General features: G+C 42.7%; 13 protein-coding genes. 7 read left to right on the top strand and 6 right to left on the bottom strand.

From position 1 onward, the window contains the following. Positions 1–319: 319 nt before the first annotated feature. Positions 320–2053 (top strand): transcription termination factor Rho, encoded by a 1734-nt coding sequence (rho, locus tag WCM76_09910; protein ID MEI6765945.1) that lies wholly within the window; start codon positions 320–322, stop codon positions 2051–2053. Between the two features lie 51 nt (positions 2054–2104). Here rho and WCM76_09915 read toward each other — a convergent pair whose 3' ends face one another. Continuing rightward, positions 2105–2824, bottom strand: a complete 720-nt coding sequence (locus WCM76_09915) for a glycosyltransferase family 2 protein (protein ID MEI6765946.1) — start codon at positions 2822–2824, stop codon at positions 2105–2107. Positions 2825–2922: 98 nt separating this feature from the next. On the opposite strand from WCM76_09915, the gene WCM76_09920 reads away from it, so the two are divergent. The 4 genes from WCM76_09920 to WCM76_09935 all read left to right on the top strand — a co-directional run bounded on the left by WCM76_09920 (position 2923) and on the right by WCM76_09935 (position 8716). Beyond that, the gene (locus WCM76_09920) at positions 2923–4308 is read left to right on the top strand and encodes a hypothetical protein (GenBank protein MEI6765947.1); all 1386 of its coding nucleotides are present in this window, start codon (positions 2923–2925) and stop codon (positions 4306–4308) included. A gap of 78 nt (positions 4309–4386) precedes the next feature. Continuing rightward, positions 4387–5031, top strand: a complete 645-nt coding sequence (locus WCM76_09925; protein MEI6765948.1) for a hypothetical protein — start codon at positions 4387–4389, stop codon at positions 5029–5031. Between the two features lie 3 nt (positions 5032–5034). Further along, a complete protein-coding gene (locus WCM76_09930) occupies positions 5035–6996 on the top strand; it encodes a hypothetical protein (protein ID MEI6765949.1) in 1962 nt (653 codons plus the stop codon). 160 nt (positions 6997–7156) lie between these two features. After that, a complete protein-coding gene (locus tag WCM76_09935) occupies positions 7157–8716 on the top strand; it encodes a PKD domain-containing protein (GenBank protein ID MEI6765950.1) in 1560 nt (519 codons plus the stop codon). Positions 8717–8748: 32 nt separating this feature from the next. Here WCM76_09935 and WCM76_09940 read toward each other — a convergent pair whose 3' ends face one another. After that, positions 8749–9057: a hypothetical protein gene (locus WCM76_09940; protein MEI6765951.1), complete on the bottom strand. Its 309-nt coding sequence runs from the start codon at positions 9055–9057 to the stop codon at positions 8749–8751. A gap of 102 nt (positions 9058–9159) precedes the next feature. Further along, the gene (locus WCM76_09945) at positions 9160–13509 is read right to left on the bottom strand and encodes a PKD domain-containing protein (protein ID MEI6765952.1); all 4350 of its coding nucleotides are present in this window, start codon (positions 13507–13509) and stop codon (positions 9160–9162) included. Between the two features lie 235 nt (positions 13510–13744). Here WCM76_09945 and WCM76_09950 point away from each other — a divergent pair, with 235 nt between their 5' ends. Further along, entirely contained in the window at positions 13745–14191 is a 447-nt protein-coding gene (locus WCM76_09950; GenBank protein MEI6765953.1) for a 6-carboxytetrahydropterin synthase, read from the top strand. Positions 14192–14214: 23 nt separating this feature from the next. On the opposite strand, the gene WCM76_09955 is transcribed toward WCM76_09950, so the two are convergent. Both WCM76_09955 and WCM76_09960 read right to left on the bottom strand, forming a co-directional pair. Continuing rightward, positions 14215–15885, bottom strand: coding sequence for a formate--tetrahydrofolate ligase (locus tag WCM76_09955; GenBank protein MEI6765954.1), 1671 nt, complete (start codon positions 15883–15885; stop codon positions 14215–14217). 59 nt (positions 15886–15944) lie between these two features. Then, on the bottom strand, positions 15945–16733 hold the full coding sequence (locus tag WCM76_09960; GenBank protein ID MEI6765955.1) for an alpha/beta hydrolase: 789 nt from the start codon (positions 16731–16733) through the stop codon (positions 15945–15947). A gap of 150 nt (positions 16734–16883) precedes the next feature. Between WCM76_09960 and WCM76_09965 the strand changes: the two genes are divergently transcribed. Further along, a complete protein-coding gene (locus tag WCM76_09965; protein ID MEI6765956.1) occupies positions 16884–18113 on the top strand; it encodes an ABC transporter permease in 1230 nt (409 codons plus the stop codon). A 7-nt stretch (positions 18114–18120) separates the two neighbouring features. Here WCM76_09965 and WCM76_09970 read toward each other — a convergent pair whose 3' ends face one another. Further along, positions 18121–22380 carry a M4 family metallopeptidase gene (locus WCM76_09970; protein MEI6765957.1) on the bottom strand — a complete coding sequence of 1420 codons (4260 nt, stop codon included), beginning with the start codon at positions 22378–22380 and terminating at the stop codon, positions 18121–18123. Between the last annotated feature and the right edge of the window lie 337 nt (positions 22381–22717).

Raw genomic sequence — 22717 nt, forward strand, 5'->3', positions numbered from 1 at the left:
ATTATAGAAACAAGATTTAAAAAGCTGTCTGCTGAAAAGCACGACAGCTTTTTGTTTTCAGACAAAATACCTTCATGATAATTAAAATATTCTATCCATTGAATTAACTGCCAAGAGGTAGAACATTTTTTGTAAATTTTTGTATCACCGAAATAATTGTGTATATTTGCGCCGATTTCCTGGTCTGAATTTCAAAAATACATAGGATTATTAATTCTTCGAATCAATCTTGATTTTTACTGATTGATTGACTATACCGGGCAACACCTAAACATTTTAAGCATCCATCAAACGGTTTTAAAACCATAACATACAGTTTATGTACGATATTATTGAATTGAACGGGAAATCTCTACCCGAACTTCAGGAGATTGCTGTGAAATTGAACTTGAATGGCATTCAAAGTTTGCAGAAACAAGAGCTGATATACCGCATTCTTGACCAGCAGGCGATTAAACCATCGCAACCACAGCAGGAAGACAAACAGCAGCCCCGGCAAAAGCGCACGTATCAGAAAAGGGCGCGCATACAAAAAATTGATGCTCCCGAAATCAAAAAAGACGATAATGGGAAAAAGATTGAAAAACCTCACGAAAAGGTTTATTCAGTAAGCCCCGGCGTAGCTCCGGAAATAGATAAAAAACTTCTTTTTGAAGAAGAAAACAAGAAATTTGATTTTCTGGCACCTGAAGATGCTTTTGAAACAACACCCGAACCGCTTATTCAGATTCAGCCGGTTGAAGTTGATGCACAGGCTGCACAGCCTGAAGCCGAGGCTCAACAGGAATCTCCCGTAGAAAACAATTTTGAAACCGTCGCCACTCCTGAAGCTGAATTGATAAGCCAGGAGCCGAAAGAAGATAACCTTGACCATCTGGTAAAAGAACCTTTTATAAAAAGAGTAAAAGAGAAAAATAATGACTATCAATTTGAACTTGACGGCATTATTTCTTCAGAAGGTGTTCTTGAGATTATGCCTGACGGATATGGTTTTCTGCGTTCTTCTGATTATAATTACCTGAATTCACCCGATGATATTTATGTATCGCAGTCGCAGATAAAACTTTTCGGTTTGAAAACCGGTGACACCATATGCGGAAGAATACGCACACCCAAAGAAGGTGAGAAGTATTTTCCGCTTATAAAAGTTGAAATGATTAACGGACGCAGCCCGGACGAAGTCCGTGACCGTATTAACTTCGACCATCTGACACCGCTTTTCCCGGAAGTAAAATTCAAACTTACCGGACATCCTCAAAATTCAATATCGACACGCGTTATCGACATGTTTACGCCCATCGGTAAAGGTCAGAGAGGGCTCATTGTAGCTCAGCCCAAAACAGGTAAAACCGTATTGCTTAAAGAAATTGCGAATGCCATTGCATACAATCATCCCGAAGCATACCTAATTATTTTACTTATTGACGAACGCCCCGAGGAAGTAACCGATGTGCAGCGCAGCGTGAATGCCGAAGTGATTTCATCAACCTTTGATGAACCAGCAGACAGGCACGTAAAAATTGCCAACATCGTTCTTGAAAAAGCAAAACGCATGGTAGAATGCGGTCATGACGTTGTGATTCTGCTTGACTCTATTACCCGTCTGGCAAGAGCTTATAACACGGTTGCACCGGCATCAGGAAAAGTATTATCGGGCGGTGTGGAAGCAAGCGCTCTTCACAAACCCAAGAAATTTTTTGGTGCTGCACGACAGATAGAAAACGGAGGTTCACTCACCATTATCGCTACGGCTCTTACAGAAACCGGTTCAAAAATGGACGAGGTGATTTTTGAAGAGTTCAAAGGTACCGGTAACATGGAGCTTCAGCTCGACCGCAAATTATCTAACAAACGCATGTTCCCGGCTATCGACATTGTTGCATCAAGCACACGCCGCGACGACTTACTGCTCGACAGAGAGACACTGCAGCGTACGTGGATACTGCGCAATCACCTTGCAGATATGAATCCGCTGGAAGCAATGGAATTTCTGAAAGACAGAATGAAATTCACACAAACGAACGAAGAGTTTCTTGTTTCGATGAACGGATAAGAAAATACGCTTGATAAGGCGGGGCTCACGAAAGTGAAGCCCCGTTTTTTTTTAATTCACGCGGAACAAGCCGAATTTCATGATACACCAAATGGCACGGAAACCGTCTTTCCAACTGATTTTTTTGCCTTCGGCATAGGTACGGCCATAATATGAAATACCCACTTCATAAATCCTTATGTTCTTCAGACGGGCAATTTTTGCTGTAACTTCAGGCTCAAATCCAAAACGGTTTTCACGCAGTTTAATTCCTTTAATGATATCCGAACGGAACATTTTATAACAGGTTTCCATGTCTGAAAGATTCAGATTCGTGAACATGTTTGAAAGACCTGTCAGCATACGGTTTCCGATCGAATGCCAGAAAAATAAAATACGATGCGGCCGTCCGCCTGAAAAACGAGAACCAAACACCACATCGGCAAAGCCACGAATGATAGGCTTTAACAACAGATTGTACTCTTCGGGGTCGTACTCAAGATCGGCATCCTGAATAATGATATAATCGCCCGTTGCCTTATCAATACCGGTATGCAGCGCAGCACCCTTCCCTTTATTCTTCTCATGTTTGAAGTATTGAATATTCATATCGGGATGAGAAGCCTGATATGCCATTATTGATTCTTCGGTTGCATCTTTCGAAAAATCATTGACAATGATAATCTCTTTTATAAATCCGCCATCCAGATTTACGGCACCAACTTTATCAAGAATGAGATGGATGGTACGGGCTTCATTGTATGCGGGAATGACGATAGATAGCGTTGGCATGGGTTCTTTTTGTATTGCTTTTCAGACAAAAATAAACAATCTCGCATAAATACGGCGTAAAATCAGTTCAGCTTCCTTATTTTTGCTTTATAATGCTTATGCCACTTAAAAATAAAATTTATTCCTTTTCGCCCTTTCTTATAGGAATTGCTTTGCTAATAGCGTTCTTCGGCACACGCGGCTTTTTCGGCAATCCTAAAAGCAAGATTATATTCAGTGATGGTATTGGCTATTATTCTTATCTGCCGTCAAATTTCATTTATCACGACCAAACTTACTCTTTTCTTGAAAAGGCATCGAGCAATTATTATGACAGTGCACCCAATCCCAAATTATTTGAATTCAGACACGAAGTGAACGGGCGCTATGTGAATCAATTTTTTGCGGGCACAGCACTATTGATGCTTCCGTTTTTTTTACTCGCACACCTGTTAAGTATTATCAGCGGCCTTCCGCCTGATGGTTTTTCATTGTTATACCAGTATTTTATTGCACTCGGCAGTATTTTTTATTGTTGGCTTGGCTGTGTATTTTTGTTCAAATTATTACGAAGACTTACAAAAAGAGCCGGGGTGTCGGCACTTTCGCTCACGCTTATTGTATTTGCAACAAACCTGTATCATTACACGCTTTACGAACCCGCCATGTCGCATGTTTATTCCTTTATGGCTATTGCCGGCTTTCTGCTGTTTTCTTTCGATTACTTCAACACACTTCGTCCACAAAAATTACTATGGGCTGCATTGTTTTTGGGAATCATTTTGTTAATCAGACCGACCAACATTATAGTTCTGCTGCTCCTTCCGTTTGTTGCAACAAGCCATCCTGTTTTATTGTCAGGAATCAAACACATGTTCAAAAATGCAACATGGCTGTTCGCACTATTGATTGTCGGATTATTGAGTTTCATTCAACTGTGGCTTTGGCATAAGCAAACCGGACAATGGTTTATTGACAGCTACGCGGGACAATCATTCGATTTTTCACAGCCTCACATTATGCAGGTTTTGTCCAGTTATAAAAAAGGATTTTTTCTTTATACGCCGCTGTGCGCATTTTCATTAATCGGTCTGTTTTGGTTTCTCAAGAATAATCGATTCATGTTATTTTTCGCACTGCTTTTTTTGTCTGTCGCAGTGTACACCATTTCATCGTGGTGGTGCTGGTGGTACGGCATGAGCTTCGGACATAGGGCGTTTATAGATTATTACTCGCTGTTCGCCATTCTTCTCGCGTTTGGTTTTTCCTTGCTTAAGTCACCGGTTACCAAAATAATTACGATAGCACTTTGTACTTTTTTCCTGTTTTTAAATCAGGTGCAAGCATACCAGTATCGTTATTATATTTTGCATTGGGAATTGATGACAGAACAAAAATACAAACAGGTTTTTCTTAAAACAGGCAAAGAATACCGAGGGATATTTTGGAAGGATAATGATACAAATGCCCCGGCTAAAGATTCTGTAAATGCTAATACACAATAACAAAAGGGATTTTGTAAGTCGTGGAAATTCCATCTTATGTATCTTTGTTATAATAAGCAAATAATCTAACGGTTCACAATGCACATTCACTATAAAAAGACCATCTTCTTACTTGCCCTGATAATCATGGCATTTGGTGTGTTTTTTCTTTTTCTGTATTATTCGGCAAAGCACAAACTTATCGTCCCGGCTGCACCAATTGCAGGTTACACAACAACTGCCGATCAGATGCCCGGGCCGAATGCTTACCTGTACAGTTTTGAACATGGGGAAGCTTCTGATCTCAGAAGCAACGTCAGAGCACATACAGGGAAATACAGCACCATTGCATCCGGTCGCTTATCATACAGCCTGGTAGTTAAAAAAAATATTGATTCTGCGCTGCTCACTTTACCAACCCGTATAGCAATCAGCGCATGGTTATTTATTGCAGGCAGCGTCAATGACCCCGAAGCACAGCTTGCAGTAACCGTTACAGACAAAAAAAACAAGGAGCGCTATTCCGCCAGTATTCGTATTAAGGGAAATAGTGTTCCTGCAAACCACTGGTTCAAAGTTTCGGGAAGTTTTGATATTAAAGACATCGCATTCAATCCTGATGATCAATTAAACGTTTTTCTATGGAATCAGTGCGACAGTGAAATATTCATGGATGATTTGCTGGTAATTTGTGGCATTCAAAAAGTGTGCGACCTGAAAATGGCGCACCCGCATAAAAAGTGAGTTATGACAATTGTAGAAATAAAAACAAAAATAATTCACAACCTGATTTTTCTGTCAGCCATAACAATCCTGCTGCTGGCTCAAGGCTGCACTGGAATAAAACTACCGCCATCACTGGAGTGCAGCACTTTTGAAATTCAATCGTTTCAGCTGTTTCTAAAGCCCGCAAAAGCCAACAATGCGGGTGATAGCAATTGCAAGACTATAAATCTGGATTACACAAACGCCATCAACGGATTTACGATACCTTCTGTGAAACAGGCTCAGGACGGACTTTTCCATTTTCATTTTTCAATAAAAAACAAAAAAAGCAGCACAAGTAAATTTCTATATCGCCTGTATTACCAAAATGAATCCTACAAATTTCCTGAATGCAGCGCTAACGATTCTGCGAAACAGCATGAAAAATCAGGAGAGAATTTTTACGGAACGGCCATGCAAACTACAACATGTTTTGCATATACATCTGAAATCCCCGCCGACGGAAGGTTTCATGAGGTTGATGGTACTTTTTCAATTACAGGAAATCCAAGAAATGAACAAAAATATTTTTCAGGCAATGTTAATGACCGGTGGAAGCGCAATCCGCGCGTCGGAACATACCGGATGATGCTGGTTGTAAGCGATGAATCGAATCTCCAGAAAGGGCTTTTCCCGACATATATTACTGATATTACAAAAACAAAATCAGGACAGTTTGTGAATCCGTTTCATTTTTTCCTTTATGGCGGTGGACGGGCTATTCCGAACATCATATCCCAAATTTCAGAAATCAGGTTGCGTATTATTGCATCACCGGATTTAAGCTCTGGGGTGTACATTTCACCGGCTGATTTTCCATCGCCAAAATCAGATACGGCCTTTACAATGAATTGTAATAACACGACCTTGTTATACAAAAATGCACCTGTTCAACAATTCATTCATTATGTTGATGAGTCCTCAGCCTTTGATAATATTCCCACTCTTGCCAATGTTCTGAATGATGAGTACTCTCAGGTCGATTATAATTACAACCGCACTTTCAGCAAGAAATCTGACCGTATTCACACCAAACCGTCTACAGCCGATTGCCCTTGCCGCGATATCATTCCCGACACATCCACTCATCGGATTACAATAATAAATCCTGCTGCCACAGCACAGAAACTGCAAAAACAGGATGTTGGTTTAATCACCCGTCACGGGCTAACCTATGGCACATACACGGTAAAAGCGAATCTTACTCGTTTGCTCAATAAATACCATGTCTGGAATGGTTTGACAAATGCTTTGTGGCTCATCACTCAAAGCAATGATGCGTGGAACGAGCGCAGTATCTGCGAAGGCAAAGGATACCGTCCTAAATACTGGAGCGGTGAAAAAGATGAACGTGCTCAAACAACAACCTATTCCGAAATAGATTTTGAAATTCTGAAAACAGTACCCTATTGCCCCGATTATGCTTTTCCACCCGCCTATCTTTATCCTGTTGCAAATGCTAAAGACAGCACCCAATGGAACGTGCCGCTGCCCGATGAAGTGAATAACGGCAATATTACCGTAAGCTGCACCAATTGGGACATGGCATGCACGGCACCTGAAAATTACAACGCGGGCTGCTTCCCTGTTCCGTATAAAAATGAGATTTTTTATGCCCATCGTTGGGATTACTGGTATCGCGCCATCACTGAGAAATATGATGCCAATGAACGCGAATTGTTCGGTTCTCCGTATTACTATTTTCAGATTGAATGGACCCCGACAGAAATAATCTGGCGTATCGGCCCTGAAAAAGACAAACTGAAAGTTGTGGGTTACATGAACAGCGGTGTGACCACTATTCCCGACAACCAGATGCTGCTCATCATCTCGCAGGAGTTCCACAACACCGACTGGTGGCCCGGAAGTCCGTTCGACCAGCGCAATATTCCCTTCCCGTCGGGAGAAACCAAAGGCACTATTTTTGAAATAACGGTAGAATAATAACAGTTAATATCAATTTCAGAAAACCGTTTCAATGGTTGATGTGGTCCATAGTTATCATATAATCAAATTCTCCCAGCAAGAACTATTTCCCCTGCTTATTATCTGTATCCTTAAAACCTTTGTTTTTCTTATATTTGTTATGATTAAATCGTAAAAGATGAAAACAATTATCACGTTTCTTACCCTCGCTTGCCTGATAACCTTCAAAACTTTTTCGCAAGGCACCGCGATAAATACAAACGGAACGGCTCCCGATCCATCGGCAATGCTCGATATAAAAAGCAATGACAAAGGATTACTGGTTCCGCGTATGACCACCGGTGCACGCGATTCCATTGTAACTCCTGCCGAAGGATTACTCATTTTTAATACGACTTCAAAGTGCTTTAATTTTTACAAAAGCGGAAGCTGGTTTGAATGGTGCGGAAACTGTATCGCGCCTTCAGCAGCGGTTGCAGGCAGCAACAGCCCGATATGTTCCGGCAGTACGCTCAATCTTACTGCCACCTATATTCCCAACGTTACCTATACATGGACGGGACCTAACGGATTCACATCCACTCAACAAAATCCGGTGATTTTAAATACAACGACCACCAACAGCGGCTTATATCAGGTACGCACAAACAATCAAAATTGTTCCAGCAATTATTCAGGTACAACAGCCATTATAAATCCTGTACCTGCTTCTGCATTTTCATTTACCCCCACTTCTCCCGGGCTGAACATGAATGTTACTTTTACCCCTTCAGAAACAGGTGCCACGTATTCTTGGACCTTTCAGAATGGAAATCCGGCAACAAGCAATGCACAAAACCCGGTTGTATCGTGGGTTTCAGCAGGCACATACGATATTACACTTACGGTCGTTAAAAACGGATGTACCTCCACAATAACCACACAGCAGATTACAGTGACCGTATGCAGCCCGAACACTGTTACGTTCAGCTATACGGGAAGTATCGTTACCTATATTGTTCCGACAAACGCCTGCGGAACAGTGACTGTAGATGTGATGGGTGCACAGGGAGGTAATGCAGGAGTATATACCGGCGGACTTGGAGCCCGCATAAAAGGAGATTTCACCAATCTTGCCGGACAAACCATTAAAATATTGGTGGGGCAACAAGGCGCTGCAGCAATTAATAATTCTGATCAAAGCGGTGGATGTGGCGGCGGCGGTTCGTTTGTTACACTTCAGAATAATTCACCGCTGATGATTGCCGGCGGCGGCGGCGGCGCCGAAAACTATACAGGTGCCTCAATGTGTAATGGAGGCCCGGGACAGATTACAACAAGCGGGCAAACCGGAGGTGGAAGCGGAGGTGCAGGCGGAAGCGGAGGTGGCGGTGGCACTACCTGGCCATGGACAGGATGGCACAGTGGTACCGGTGGCGGCGGACTTACCGGAAATGGAATTAATAACTCAAATGGAGATATCAGTTACGGAACCGTGAATACTCCCGGAATAGCTTTTATAAATGGAGGTGCCGGTGGAACCGGAGGTTCATTGGGTCGCAACGGCGGTTTTGGCGGAGGCGGTGCAACGGGCTTCACCGGAGGTGGCGGCGGCGGATATTCAGGAGGCGGAAGTGGGAATTATCAAAGCTCACCCACCTATGGCGGCGGCGGTGGTGGTTCTTATAACGGAGGAACAAACCAAACAAATACTCCGGGATACCAGTCCGGAAACGGTCAGGTTATTATATCATGGTAATTGAACTTTTAATGACAAGGACTTCAATTGCCCTAGCCGACTCCCACAAAAGCGGTGGATAAAAAATCAAGCGCCCAAAACAGGTATAAAAAAATGCATACCAGTAAGGCGGTAAGCTGAGTAAGCCGAAGGATTATTGTTATTCTTGCCGACAAAGAATTGCCATTGATAACCCCAGGCACGGAAACTATCATTCCAATGATTGCCGTAACAATTATTGCTCCGGGATAATTTGTTGTGCACTTCAATACAACACTTTCATAAAAAGCCCTGGTAGCAAACCCCAGAAAAAGAATCAGAAATCCTGTATTAACAATCAGGTGGAGGATTTTCCTTCTCACAGGTTTCTTTCAGTTCATGTTCAGCCTAATGACAAATAGCTGGACGAATAAGCAAGTATCGGATTACAATCAACAATGGATTTATTTGCAATCCGATGTTAATTATCGAATAATGGTAACTGTGCCGTTGTATTTTGAATCATGACCACGGGCGGTAACTTCAAGTACATAATAGTACACACCGTCTGCAGCATCTTCTTTACCTACTTTGCCATTCCAGAATACAGCAGGATTAGTGTTTTCCCACACTTTCTTTCCCCAACGATTGTAAATCAACAGATTGTAATCAGTAAATCCGCGTGCAATAATTTCAAACTGGTCATTGACGCCATCACCGTTGGGTGTAAAAACATTGGGTAATAAAATATCTTCAGCAACATTGATTGTTCCGTAAGCGGTGTCTGAACATCCGTTAGGCGTTGAAACAATCTGAATCACATCATACGTGCCCGCATAATCGTACGCATGTATCGGATTCTGGTCTGTGCCGGTAACTGCATCTCCAAAATTCCAGTAATAAATAAGGTTTACGCCTAAACTCTCATCCGTGAATTGTATAGGGTCACCCGCAAGTACATTGTTTGTATCGGTACTGAAACCAGCCGTTGGAACAGGATAAATTGAAATATTTGCCGTACTTGACAATACCATTTGACATCCGTTAGGAAACGTAATTGTAACCGTAACGGGATAACTCCCTGAAGCTGCATAAACATGAATGGCATTGGTAATATTTGACGCCGAAGTTCCATCACCAAAATCCCATACCATGCTGGCAAAAGTCTGATTGATACCTGCAGTATCAACTTTAATGGTGGTTTGAAGCGGTGGATAACATGTTGTAGTCCCGGTTATTGTGATATCAATCGCCGGAGGATTAAAAATACTTACAACGCTGTCGTAGGTCATTACGAAAGTACATGGTCCAGCAACTATTGTCAGTGTTACATCATATGTACCATTGACATTGTATAGATGCGAAGGGTTTTGAATTGTTGAGGTAGTACCATCGCCAAAATCCCACAGCCAGGAAGTAATTGGTGATGATGTTTGCGAAGAATCGCTGAATACCACTGTAGACGAAGGTGTGCAGGGCGGTGTCGGCGTGTAGCCAAAATCCGCAAAACCGGCAACAATAGTAATTGTATCGTTCGCGGTAATTGTAAGTGAACAGTTATGAATAGAATCAGTAATTACAAGTGTGGGCACAAAATTACCACCATCTGTGTATGTATGCATGGCTGAACCGGTGGTGGTGGTGGTTGCGTTGCCATCGCCAAATACCCACAAAAAGCTGGTAGTACTGGTTGATGTTGCAGTGAAAGTGACATCAACAGGTGTACATCCGCTGGTCGGACTGTAAGTAAAACTTCCGGTAGGGCCGTTCACCGTAATATAATCGACGAGATGCAGTGAATCAATACAGCCATCAGAATTAACCACAATTAAAGAAACATCAAAAGTTCCTGAAGTAGTATAATGATGCTGCGGATCCTGAAATTGGGAAAAATTATTCATGCCACTTCCGGGATCGCCGAAATTCCATAGCCATTGAACTACATCGGCAGATGATGAATCATTAAAATTCACAAACAAAGGCGGGCAGTTTGCCGTAACCGTGTTTGCAAAGAAATTTGAATGAGGTCTTGAAATGATGATTTGCCTGTCGTAGGCACTGTCGCAGCCCACAGAATCGGTAACCGTGAGACTTACGGTAAATGTAGCCGTGAGTGGCGGGTTAAACAGATGCCAGGGATTTTTTGCCGTATCTGAAGGAGAGCCATCGCCAAAGTTCCAGGCATAACTCAGATGCAATCCGCTTGAAAGGTTGGTGAAGAACACTGTATCATTGAAACACTTCAATGAGTCGGCGGTAAAAAACGCAATCGGAAATGTAGTGGTGATATAATTCAATTTTATAATTGTGCTGTCGCATCCTTTGCTGTCGACAGTTTTCAGTTTCACTGTATAAGTTCCCACGGCACTGTATGTATGCACCGGATTTTGAACAGTGGAAGTTGCCCCATCGCCAAAATCCCATGCCCATGACGAAATAGTAGCAGGGGCAATAGCAACGGTCATGTCTGTAAAATGCACCGTAAGCGGATTACAGCCTCCCTGTACATCGGAAGTAAAATTAGTGCGAGGTTTCTCGCGAACTGTAATCCAGTTCGTTTTTGTTATACTGTCGTGACATCCTAAAGCATCCGTAATTACAAGCTTGACGGTAAAAACACCGGGATTAAAATAGAAATGAGTAACTACATATCCCGAACCGGTTGTACCGTCGCCAAAATCCCAATGATAATTTGTGACTGAAGTATTAACAACAGAAGTACTCAGAAAAGCAATAAAATTGCCTTCACAAATTTCGGTCGTCGTTTGGGTAAAACTAGGCGTAATATCAGATATCTGAACATAATTAGCCACCAGCATCGTATCCTTACACCCGTTACTGTTCGAAACGATTAGCTGCACATCGTAAAATCCGGGCGAACTATAGGTATGCGAAGGATTTTGCTGCGTTGAACTTCCGCCGTCACCAAACGTCCAGTTCCAGGTCTGGGGCATAATAGACTGGTCGGTAAATTGCACGAACAGCGGCGATGAGCAACCTATTTGCGGGGTTCCCGTGAATGTTGCCTTGGGTGGTTTGACATAAATATAATCCGTGAACTTTATAGTATCGGGACAACCGTTGTGCTTTACAATCAGCGTCACACTGAAATAGCCGGTATCCTGATACGTATGCTGAGGGTTTTGCTCATGGGATATCCCACCATCGCCAAATTGCCAATACCAGTCATCGGCGTATGGGCTCGAAAGATCCGTAAAATTGACTGTAAATTTCAAACAGCCGATGGTATCGTCGGCTACAAAATTCGCGATAGGATGCTTGCCCGCGAAAACAGTATCAGTCCAGGTATTCGTACATCCCATAGAATCCACAACAAACAATGAAACAAGATAAGTTCCGGTATCAGGATAATTATGACTTGGATTCTGCAGATGACTTACCGGTGATCCGTCGCCAAATGTCCATGTCCAGTTAGTTATATAACTTGAAGTAACAGTTGAATCGGTAAATTGCACCAAAAGTGGAATACACCCTTCGCGCGGATTGGCACCGAAATGCGGCAATGGAGGCGAAATATTCACATAATTAACCCTGTTATACGTATTGGTACAACCATGAACATCAGTAACGGTAAGCATTACCGTAAACGAACCTTGTGTTGTGTACGTATGCGTAGGATTTTGTAATGTACTGGTTGAGCCGTCACCAAAATTCCACGAAAATAAAACAGCGCCCGGAGCTGAAGGTGTAAAGGAAACATTAAGTGGCGGAAGGCAGGCTAAAATAGGATTTCCGGTAAAACTGAGGTTAGGAGGACCGTAAACCGTAATGGTATGCACCACGGTATCAGAACAGCCGGAACCATTGGCCGAAATCAGTGTTGCGGTGTAGGTTCCCGGTGCACTGTAAGTATGTGAAGGGTTCTGCGCTGTAGAAGTGCCGCCGTCACCAAATGTCCACGACCATGAATTTGGCGCAGGTGTGCTTAAATCATGAAAAGTTACTGTAAGTGGCGAACATCCCGACAATGGACTTGCACTGTACTGCGCGGTAAAAGGGCTTGTGGTAATTGTTACGGTATGCGTAATGGTGTCTGTGCATCCGTTTTGAGATACAATAAGTGTAACGGTATACGTGCCGGGGTTGTTGTAACCATGTGTGGGCGAAAACTGCGTGGATGTGCCGCCATCTCCGAAAGTCCAGGTACTTGTAACCGAACCCGGAATCGTTGTATTGGTGAAGTGCACGTTTACAGGCGGATTGCAGGCCGACGGTACTTGAGAAGTAAATCCAGCCACAGGCTTTAATCCCACATGTACGTAGTTTGTTATTGAGAAACTGTTTGAACATCCATTCTGATCGGTAACTTGCAAAGCCACAGTAAAATTTCCGGAAGCTGTGTAGGTATGTGTAGGTGATTGTGCCGACGAGGTTGCGCCGTCACCAAAATCCCACAACCATTGATTAATGGGTGCGTCGCCCGGAGTAGACGTATTTGTAAAATGAACTGCCAGTGGAGAACAGCCCGAAAGAGGTGCTGCCGAAAATGACGGTGTGGGCAGTGCAAAAACGTGAATGTATGCAGTTTTAACGATTGTATTATTGCCCTGGGAGTTGGTCGCTTTAAGTGTTACGGTATAGGTGCCCGGAGCAACATATGCATGCGTAGGGTTTTGAATAGTGGAAGTACCACCGTCGCCAAAGTTCCACAACCATGAAGTGGGATTATTGGTTGTAAGGTCAGTGAAGGTAACGATAAGCGTGCCGCAACCGGTAGTAGTATTGGCTGAAAAATCTGCAACGGGCGCCTGTGCAAATCCTTTAATTGCAATGAATAAAAGGAATAATACAAGGACAGAGAATCTCTTTTTCAAGGGCATTGGATTTAAGACTTCAGGTAGACAATGTTTTTTGAATAATGGTTGTTTTAGAAAACCTTATAAATAATGGCATAAAAATAATTAAAATCATACTAATATAAGCAAAATATAAGCTTTACCCAAGGATATATATCAATCTTCAGCACTTTTTCATTTAAAAAACGCTATAAATTTCCTGATTTATTAATCTTACCTTTGCAGAAAAGATTCAACTTTTAATCTTCACAACATGGATATTATCCGCATCACCAAAGAATTTAAATTTGAAATGGCTCATGCATTGCTGAATTACGACGGTCCCTGTCGTAATATTCATGGGCATTCATACTACCTTTACGTTACGCTTAGCGGGCAGACCATTGCAAATGATGAAGACCCCCACAATGGCATGGTGATGGATTTTACGCTTTTGAAAAAACTAATCCATGATAATATTACCAATCAGCTCGACCATTCCCTGGTTCTTTACGATAAAACGCCTGCTGAAACGCTGAAAGGTCTGTCAGGATTTGAAAATATTGTACTTCTGCCCTATCAGCCAACCTGCGAAAATATGCTGATAGACTTTGCATCAAGGATTAAAAAAATCCTTCCGGAACATTTAAAACTTCATCACTTAAAACTTTGCGAAACAGTCACTTCTTCGGCAGAGTGGTTTGCTGAAGACAATGACTGATGCACTATTTTTTGCTTCCGGAATTAAGCCAGTCCGGTAATATTTCCTTCGTTATCAATATCAATATTTTCTGCTGCCGGCACTTCCGGAAGGCCCGGCATACGCATGATTTCACCGGTAATCGGAATCACAAAACCGGCTCCGGCTGCTATTTCTATTTCTCTGACCGTAACAATAAAATCTTTCGGCCGACCCAGCAGGTCAGGATTATCCGATAGTGACTTCTGCGTTTTTGCTATACAGACAGGAAGTTTATCAAGCCCCAGTTCATGAATTTTAATTAAATCTTTCTTTGCTTTTGCCGTGTAATCAATCGCTTCAGCCCCATAAATTTTCTTGGCAATGGTTTCAATTTTCTTCTCTATAGACCATTCCCAATCATACATGGGCGTAAATTTAGCATGACAGCGGTCAACAACCTTACCAACAATTTCGGCAAGTTCAACAGCACCGCCGCCACCTTCAGCCCACACATTTGCAATGGCCGACGGAATACCCAGTTCTGTGCATTTATCCCTGATAATATTCAGTTCTTCATCGGTGTCGGTCACAAATTTATTGATGGCAACAACGGGGCAGATATGGAAGTGCCCCATATTCTCAATATGTTTTTCCAGATTTGCCAATCCTCTTCGCAATGCTTCGGGGTTCGGCTCTTTGAGCGTTTTAAGGTCGGCGCCGCCATGGTATTTTAATGCGCGAACGGTTGCCACAAGCACAACAGCACTGGGCGCCAGTCCTGCATAAACACATTTGATATCGAGGAATTTTTCGGCTCCCAGATCAAAACCAAATCCTGCTTCGGTGACCACATAATCAGTTAACGTAAGTCCCATTCTGGTGGCGATTACACTGTTGGTGCCCTGTGCAATATTTGCAAACGGACCACCATGAATAATTGCAGGAGTATTTTCAATAGTCTGAACCAGATTGGGCATTATCGCATCTTTAAGCAATGCCGCCATAGCACCGTTTGCTTTAAGATCGCGGGCATACACAGGCTTTTTATCGTAGGTGTAACCGATAAAAATATTCCCCAGTTTTTCTTTCAGATGATTCAGGTTATCCGACAAACAAAGAATGGCCATCACTTCGGATGCGGCTGTGATGTCGAAGCCCGTTTCGCGTGGCACTCCCGACATGGTTCCGCCCAGCCCTACAATTGTTTTACGCAGTGAGCGGTCATTCATATCCATCACACGTTTCCACGAAACGGTCCGGGGATCGAGCGGCAGATGGTTTCGTTTATTCTGGATGTTATTATCGATAAGTGCCGCAAGCAGATTGTGTGCTTTTTCAATAGCAGCAAAATCGCCTGTAAAATGCAGGTTGATATCTTCCATAGGCAGCACTTGTGAGAATCCGCCACCGGCGGCACCGCCCTTCATTCCAAATACGGGTCCAAGCGACGGTTCGCGCAGTACAACAGTTGTCTTTCTTCCAATCCGGTTCAAGCCTTGCGATAGACCTATAGACATCGTTGTTTTTCCTTCGCCCGCCGGAGTAGGAGAAATAGCCGACACCAGAATGAGTTTGTGCTGTCGCACAACGTCTTTATCTATGAGTTTTAACGGCAGTTTTGCTTTATACTTGCCATACATCTGCAGGTCATCTTCCTGAACGCCTAATTGTGCAGCAATTTCTTTTATGTGCAGCATTTTTGCTTCGCGTGCAATTTCAAGATCTGTTTTCATACTGTGATTATAATTGTTTTTACTTTGTTTCTATAATTGAAGACTCTCACAGACGGGCATTACCAAAGCCCGTCCAGATATGAATTAAGTGCATAAAATGTTTTTTCGGTCGCTTCGAGATAGCCCATATGCGCGACATCACCCATCAGCAAGGCAATACAATCGTTGGGCAGTGCCATTTGTTGCAGCACCTTTTCATATGGAATCCGGCTGTCCAGCTTTCCGGCTATAATGAGTACCGGAACAGGGCAATTTTTCAGCACATGGCTACGATCGGGCCGTTCAAGCATTCCGCGTTGCGATGCGATAATAGATTCTTTGGTCATTCCCCGTGCAGCTTCGGTCAGGGTTTGAATCTCGCGTTTCAGAAGGCTTCTGTTAGCAGGGGCAAATAATTCCGGAATGAAGTTGCTGATAAAACCTGCGTGATTTTTCTTTATAACATCGATTGTACGTTGTCTGTTTACTTTTCCGTCGGGTGTATCGGCATAAGCAGTGCTGTGAAAAAGGCATAAGCCACGCATCATTTCCTCATACTTTTCGGCAAAGGCAAGCATTACATAGCCACCCATTGAGTGTCCGGCCATGGCACATTCTGTAACACGCTGCGACTTCAGTACAGCATGCACACATTCAGCCATGGCTTCCATAGTATGTATTTCGCCCAAACACTCACTGCGCCCATGCCCCGGCAAATCAATAGTAATAACATGAAAATTTGCTGAAAGCCGGACAGCAAAATCATTCCATATATCAAGAGTTTCGGTAAAACCATGAAGCAGCACAACTGTATTTCCGCGACCCTGAGCTGTAAAGAATATTTTTTTTCCGTTGATTGTAATAACCATGCTGTTCTTTTATTGATTCCCCAAATTAGCCTATAATCGCTTCGATTAATCGACGAATCACAAATATAAACTATTATGCAGCTTAAATCAATAAAGATGATTTAAATTATTTTCTACATTTGCTGCATTAAAATTCCTACAATTTACAGCGTGTTCAAACGAAAACAGTACATATCGTCGTCATCATTATCGCGTAAAGCGTGGAAACGTTTTTTACAAAGCAAACTCGCCGTTGGCGCTCTGATTTTTATTGGGTTTGCGGTGGTAATTTCGTTGCTGGGATACCTTATAACACCCGACAATACGCCATTCGCCAATCAGCAATTCCTTGAGCTCACCACCAAAAAGCCCGGTTTTTCAGTAAAAATGCTGATGGTACGTAAAAACGAACCGGCTTCAGCAAAAAACTTTTTTAGTACGATGATATCGGGACATAAAAGCGAATACACCGCAGTTCCGATTTATAAATATTCATTCAAATCAGACACAATATTCGTTGAAGCGTATACGGGAGCCGTACCCAATGACGGAGAAATAAAAGCCTATAACTTTGCCGATGTTTTGTTTCCGCTTCAAGCAGAAACAGCGCCGGTGCTATCATCCGATGGAACCATTTCCTTCACAGATATTGATGGAAATCCGGTTACTAAAAGTTGTGCTGAACTCAAAACAGAAATTGAAAAAAATAACATCATTGATAAAACGTTTTTACTCGGAACAGACCGTTTCGGGCGCGATTTGCTGAGTCAGTTAATGATTGGGACGCGGGTAAGCCTGTCGGTAGGACTTATTTCAGTTCTGATATCGCTGGTTATTGGCATACTGTTTGGGGCGCTGGCCGGCTATTTCCGTGGTTGGGTTGATAATGTAATTGTTTGGTTCATCAACGTTATCTGGTCAATACCGACCTTATTGCTGGTTATTGCCATAACATTTGCTTTAGGAAAAGGTTTCTGGCAGGTTTTTATTGCGGTTGGACTCACCATGTGGGTTGAAGTGGCACGAGTGGTCCGCGGACAGATTTTATCCATTCGCGAAAAAGAATTTGTGGAAGCAGGAAAGGCATTGGGATTTAAAAGTTTCAGGATTATTTTCAGGCATATTTTACCGAATGTTATGGGGGCTGTTATTGTAATTTCCGCAGCAAATTTCGCATCAGCTATATTGATAGAAGCAGGCCTCAGTTTTCTGGGAATAGGCGTTCAGCCGCCCATGCCCTCATGGGGAACCATGATTAAGGAACATTACGCGTATATCATACTTGACGCAGCCTACCTCGCCATTATTCCGGGCATTGCCATTATGCTCATGGTACTCGCATTTATGCTCGTCGGTAACGCTTTGCGCGATGCTCTTGACGTGAAGACGGTGAGCAAATAATGTTTGTTTATTCTGCAACAATAAACTTAACAATTTCCGTACGCACAGAAGTTTTCATTCTCAGATAATACAATCCTCGCCTGAGTGTCCCCGCAAAAATTCGTTGGTCGCCTTGCATCGCTCTTGAACTATTGTAAATTATTCGTCCTTCCGCATTGGCAATGCTGATATAATATTGTTCTTTGATTCGATTACCCGGAACAACTGTAAAGACACCATTATTTGGATTGGGAACCACGGTACTTGCCGAAGATTCCACAGGCAGCAACGGTTGCTTCCCGCTTATCACAGCGGCTTCAAAATGCAATACAAACCTATGAACTGCATCACCCGTGTCTGCCGTAAAATAATATTCGGGTGTGTCTGCAAGATTTGTTGTAACACCAGTTTTCAGATCTTCCAAAAATATTCCGGTATGCTGGATTAAATGTTCAAACTCGCTTGCGGTAATTGAAAATAATCCATTGTGTGCGGGTCTAAAAACAACAGGAATTTCGGCACCATTCTGAACGTCGGGAATCGTATTTATTGCATACTGAACGGATGAGCTATTTGAGTTCTCTGTCCACAACTGGCTCAGGCCACCATCCATAAATTTATAGGCATCGAACTGTCCGTCAAATCCGGCAGAAGATTGCTGGCATATCCTTACAACAATTTCATCGCGCCAGGCTTCATTTTTCAGTGTAAGTCTGATATAATCCGGCTCAGCTTCCGATTTCAAAAAGCCGGTATTATTATGTATACGGACCTGATTATTCATTTCAATGATGCCGCCCGAATTATTATTGCAGGTAATAAAAAAGCCCTGCATCGGAGGTAAATACCTGGAACCACCATTAACACCAATCCCATTATTGTAAACAGCATAGTTTGAGTATGATTGATTATACACATAAACAGCGTTATCAACATTGATTTTATTCCAACCCAAAGGCGCATCCCAATCTATGGAACTCGGATAGGGATTTCCGGCCAGGCACCATCCCTGCTTACTTAAGGGCAGGTTTGAATTTCTGGTGAGCAAAAGTTGCAGACTGCCGGTATTGGGCTTTGAAGAGAAATTATATGTACTTGAACTGAGCGATTTCAGAGCATATCCTTGAAGTGTAGCAATGGGTGCTGCAGGTGTAATTAGATTGGACCATGAATAATTGTTCTCGTTCCAGCTTTTCAAATACTGACCGCTGAATACCGATGCCGTAGCAATAGTAACCGGAGCTGAAATATAATGCCAAACGTTTCCTGTTATGTACCGTTCTACTTTAGCGGTGCCGTTTCCATTAATTATTCCGTTATCAATAAATGAACCCGTACCGGTGTTATTCGACTTAATTATCAAACATTGCGCCCCATTGAGCGTTGTAACACCGTGAACCGTGAGCGACTGCCCGGGTAAAATAGTGAGTGTTGCACCGGGATTAATTATCAAATTACGGCATTCTGCGAATCCATTTATTACCGGGTTGTTCGCCGAAGAAGAAATTACCACATCGGTGTTTGAGTCGGGAATTTGCCCTCCCTGCCAGTTTGCCGGAGACGACCAATTGCTGTTAAATCCAAGCCATGGCTGAATAAAACAGTTGCCGCTTATGACTGTTAGGTCCTGTGTAAGCACGATATTGCCACCACAATAATTTTGTGCAGTAAGCGTATAAGTTCCGCTCATGGCAGTAGTCAGATTTTGTATTACGGGATTTTGAACCGTTGAAGTATAGCCACCCGGCCCGTACCAGTGCCACATTGTTGCCCCGGCAGCCAATGCGGTTAACCTTACGAAATCGCCGGTACATGCAGGATTTGATGATACGGATGCGGAATACTGTGTAATCGGGCCATTGATTGCAATGGATGCATTGGTCCAGTTAACTGCATACGGGAAGTTGCTGCTGCAGTCAATAACTTTTACCTGAACCCCAGACAAAAACCGAAGATCAACATTGCCTTTATTCGTGCAGTAAAAACGAAGTTTCAACAGAGTTCCAGCAGCAGTACTGAAGCTGCAGGAACCCGGATTCAGCCATTGTACTGAAATCGTATCAACAATTCCGCTGTTAAATTTATAAACAGAAAGATTAGCCCCGGAAATTGATGGATTCAAATCGGTAAAACCCGTATACCTAATTATTCCGGTGTCTGAAATTTGTATTTGTATAGAAATATCGCCGACGTCAGGTTGATTAAGTCCGGTAAATTGTATCGGTATTTCAACTGTGTTGCCCAGGCAAACCGCCGCACTTCCAAGTGCGAACGAACAAATTTGAGCCATCGGATTTACAATAATAGAAGCTGTACAGGCTGTTTTCGAGCCACAGCTATTTGAAACAACGCATGTGTAGATACCGGCTCTGGATGTTGTATATACTGTAAACACGGGATTTTGCGCGGTAGATGAAAAACCGCCGGGACCGCTCCATGTCCAGGAAGTGGCTCCGACAGCGCTGCCTGTAAGAGACAATGCTGTTCCAAAATTCAGAATAGCGGGCAAAGCGGTGGCAGCCACATTTGTGGGCAAGACACTATAAGCCGGTCCAACACCAACGGCATACCATGCATTGGCACATTGCTCGTACTTTTTTGAGCAGGGTCCGTACAGACTGCTGCAAACCATTAATGAGGCTGCCCGGCAGTCATCATAGGTTGAGGTTGATGTAAGGTAGTATAAGGTATTGTAAGCAATAATGGCGGCAGAATCAATAGTTATACCGGTGATGTTATAATTATCACTTAGGTCGTTGGTTCCGGACCCACCCATTGATAAGAGGTAAAACCAATATCCGAGCGGACCACTGTTAGTGTGTGCCTCGCCACCAAAATCCCAATAATTACCAAGATATGTATCCGGATAGTCCAATGAATTAGGGTCCGATAAATCTCTAATCGGACTGCAAATATCTTCGCCCATGGTCCAGTTGCCGGATTTTGCATATGCCTCAATGCAAACGCCAAAAATATCAGCAAAACCTTCATTCAGAGCCAAAGACTCGGCTGTAGCATTGAGTTGTCCGCTGTATTGAATTACGCCGTGTGTTATCTCATGACCAACAATATCCAAAGCTGTAAAGGGACCGCACGTCCCATTCCCATCGCCATACGACATGCGTGAACCATCCCAAAAAGCATTGGCATTATCAACAAACCCGAAGGCAACAAGGTTTGCATGAACGTAATTCTTTAGCTTTAAACCGGCATTATTCACACTATTCCTGTTGAATTTTGTGAGAAAATAATCATAGGTTTTTTCAGTCCCCCAATGGACATCGGTGGCTACTTCATCCTGAAGCGCATTGACATTACTCCATATATTATCAGCATCAATAAAATCTACAGCAGCGGAATAATTTATGCCTGATTTCATATTATATGTTTCTATTCCAAGTCCACGGCCGGTTTCGCGCAAGCGGTACTGACTACTGATTCCAAAAACATCAGTGGTTATTGATCGTGGTCCGCTGTATTTTGTATTGGCTGTACCCACTGCATTAGCGGTTATGTTTTCATGTTCCATACAAATGCGGTTAACTTTCAATAAGATTCTGCCATCGGCGGCATCAACAAAAACATAATTACGCGATAAGGGCTGATGAGCGTACACATCAAATTTATAGGCCAGCCGACGGTTTTCTCCGGAAAAGTTACCGCTATCAGGAACAAGCACCAATTCGGCATGTGGAAACCATGAGGCAGAGCTATCGCCAAGTTCGCGCTTCAACAGCAGTTCTTCTTCCGGCAACTCCCACTGATATTTTTGAGCAGCAATACTCTGCAATGCACGGTTCAGCGCTTGCTCCTCAGATAACACCACCTGTGCGTGCACCTTAAATTTTTCGCGAATGTGCCCGCTTATTGATTCAATTTTCCCTGTCGATGTATGAAGTATAATTTCGCTTCCAAAAATCGTATAATTAAGCCATCGCTGGTTATACCGATAATGAGTCATGCCTCGTGAGTCCGTTTCAGTACTTGTTTGAGAAAAACTGATTTCAGGAGCAAGTCTGAATTGCTTATTTATCCAGGCATTCCATGTTCCCAATTCAATTTCAGAACCTCGTTTGAACTGTATAAATGATGGTATAAGTGCACCCTGATTCATCACCACCATTTCGGCGCCCGGAACTATTTCGCCAGCCTCAGTACCCGTATTGGTTTTTGATTGAGCCGCAATTTGCCCGCAAAGAATTAAAGCTATCGTTTGTGTTACAATGGCAGCTTTAATAACTTTAACAGGAAAACCCATGGACGATTTTTTTTGTATGCGTTTTATCATAAATCTTTTTAATATAAAAGTAGTATGCCAGGAAATTAAAAAAGATACAAAACGAAGAAAAGCATCAGTAGAAAATATCAGCTATAATAAATACCAGATTAAAAGCATTGTAAGATTTGTCAATAGCTGGATTAAGTACTGATTTACTTTATGTTAATACCATTATCTGAAAATTTAGGAAAATTTCCATAGAAAAAACAGCATCATTCATCTTAGAAAAAGATACACTCATTATAGAATCAGGCTGCTTTAAAGTAATTTTCTATACAAAATATTTCAAAATAATTCACTGTTGTCCGGTAAAAGTTTGAAAGAAGCCGAAGCATAAGCCCGGCTT

This window comes from Bacteroidota bacterium (genome assembly GCA_037133915.1).
Taxonomy (GTDB): Bacteria; Bacteroidota; Bacteroidia; order Bacteroidales; family CAIWKO01; genus JBAXND01.